Origin of the sequence: Bradyrhizobium sp. (assembly GCF_049581145.1) — a bacterium.
Lineage (GTDB): Bacteria > Pseudomonadota > Alphaproteobacteria > Rhizobiales > Xanthobacteraceae > Bradyrhizobium.
On sequence record NZ_JBAURI010000617.1, the window covers coordinates 1 to 2,017 of the forward strand.

Here is a 2,017-nt window from a genome sequence, read left to right on the forward strand (position 1 = left end):
ATGGTGAACGAGCCTGACCTGCTCATTCTCGGCGAAATGGGGATTGGCAACACGACATCGGCCGCGGCGATCGCGGCGGCGCTGTTGAAGATCGGCGGAGAAACCATCGCCGGCAACGGAACGGGACTTGATTCGGCTGGCCGCGCGCGCAAAGCGTCGATCATCGACGCGGCGCTGGCCCATCATGGCCTTGCCGAGGCATCCCCCGAAACGATCCTGTGCGCGGTCGGAGGGCTTGAAATCGCTGCGATCAGCGGCGCGATCATCGCCGCCGCGCAGTGCCGGCTTCCGGTCCTGATCGACGGCTTCATCGTCTCGGTGGCGGCCTTGATGGCCGCGCGGCTCAATCCCTCCTGTCGCCCCTTCCTGATCTTCTCGCATCGCTCCGCCGAGCAGGGGCATCGTCTGGTTCTCGACGCGCTCGACGCCCGCCCGTTGCTCGATCTCGATTTGAGGCTCGGTGAGGGATCGGGAGCGGCGCTCGCGCTGCCGCTGCTGCGGCTCGCCTGCGCACTGCATAACCGGATGGCGACATTCGCGGAAGCCGCCGTGCCGGACCGCAGCTGAGCGACGTGCAAAGGGTGTTGAATCGGTCAATTTCGAATGCCCATTGCACCGGGCCCTGTGGGACCGTCAACCATTTCATCGCCAGGAAAGGATAACCGTCATCGCAACTTGACCCGCCGGCCGTTACGCCATTATCTGCCCGCAGGGCTCCGAGATCTTTGCGCATTCGTCGGGCCCGAGTCGCAATGGTTCCGGGGCGTGATGACCAGTCACGAGAACGAGAAACGGCAGGCTATCGTCGACGCGTGCCGCCGGATGAACGCGCTCGGCATCAATCAGGGGACCTCGGGCAATATCAGCGTTCGTCACGGCGAAGGCATGCTGATTACGCCGACCAGCGTGCCCTATGACGCCATGACCCCCGCGCAGATCGTGTTCATGGATATGAACGGCGCGTTCATCGAAGGCCAGCGGCCCTCGAGCGAATGGCGCTTCCATCTCGATATCCTGCGCGCGCGGCCAGAGGTCGAGGCTGTGGTCCATGCTCATCCGACCTATGCCACGATCCTGGCCATCATGGGGCTCGAGATCCCGCCGATCCACTACATGATCGCGGCCGCGGGCGGCGACAGCATCCGCTGCGCACCCTACGCAACCTATGGCACGCCGGAACTGTCGCAACACGCTGTGAACGCGCTCGAAGGCCGCCTGGCCTGCCTGCTCGGCCACCACGGTATGATCGCAATCGGAGCGTCGCTTGAACGTGCGCTCTGGCTCGCGGTCGAGGTCGAGGCGCTCGCGCGCCAATATCATGGCTGCCTGCAGATCGGCGAGCCGCCTCTGCTGCCGACGGAGGAGATCGAACGCGTCCGCCGCAAGATGGCGGGGCAGGGCTATGCAAACGTTTCAACGGGATCAGGATAGACAGGTCGGCAGTGCTTAAGCGCCTCACGCACATCATCGATCAACGCAGTTCGAACCGGGTCTTGACCCGGCTGCGGGTGCTGTTGCGCGGCAATGAATTTTATCTGATTCCGCTGGCGCTCGTGGTCGGTGTCCTCGCCGGTGCCATCGTGACGTTGATGAGCGACGTCGCGCAGATCATGCATGTGATGATTTACGGCATCCCGATCGACGTTCGGCTCAGCGCCAACGCCTATGTCAATCCCATCGTCGCATTGATCGCGCCGGCGTGCGGCGGCCTGGCGCTTGGCCTGATGGAATGGTTGCGCCGGCGCTGGAAGCTCTCGAGCGCGGTCGACCCGATCGAGGCGAATGCGCTGCGCGGCGGCCGCCTGTCGCTGCGCGACAGCATGGTGGTGAGCGGGCAGACGCTGGTATCGAACGGCTGCGGCGCCTCGGTCGGACTGGAAGCCGGCTACACCCAGATCGGGGCGGGCGCCGCGTCGCTGGTCGGGCAAATCCTGCACTTGCGGCGCAACGATCTGCGGCTGATCGTCGGCTGCGGAGCAGCCGGCGCGATCGCCGCGGCTTTTGGCGCGCCGATTAC

Annotated in this window: 3 protein-coding genes; all 3 read left to right on the forward strand. The window is 65.0% G+C overall.

Features of this window, described 5'->3' with window-relative positions; translation table 11 throughout:
* Positions 1-567 (forward strand): nicotinate-nucleotide--dimethylbenzimidazole phosphoribosyltransferase (locus WCB02_RS20275; protein WP_423960807.1); only part of this gene is annotated, 567 nt, incomplete at its 5' end.
* Positions 568-768: 201 nt separating this feature from the next.
* Positions 769-1,431 (forward strand): class II aldolase/adducin family protein, encoded by a 663-nt coding sequence (locus tag WCB02_RS20280; RefSeq protein WP_423960809.1) that lies wholly within the window; start codon positions 769-771, stop codon positions 1,429-1,431.
* Positions 1,432-1,442: 11 nt separating this feature from the next.
* Positions 1,443-2,017 (forward strand): chloride channel protein (locus WCB02_RS20285; protein ID WP_423960810.1); only part of this gene is annotated, 575 nt, incomplete at its 3' end.

Coding starts and splice junctions, on each gene's coding strand:
- WCB02_RS20280 (WP_423960809.1), top strand. CDS start 769: ATGACCAGTCACGAGAACGAGAAACGGCAGGCTATCGTCGACGCGTGC.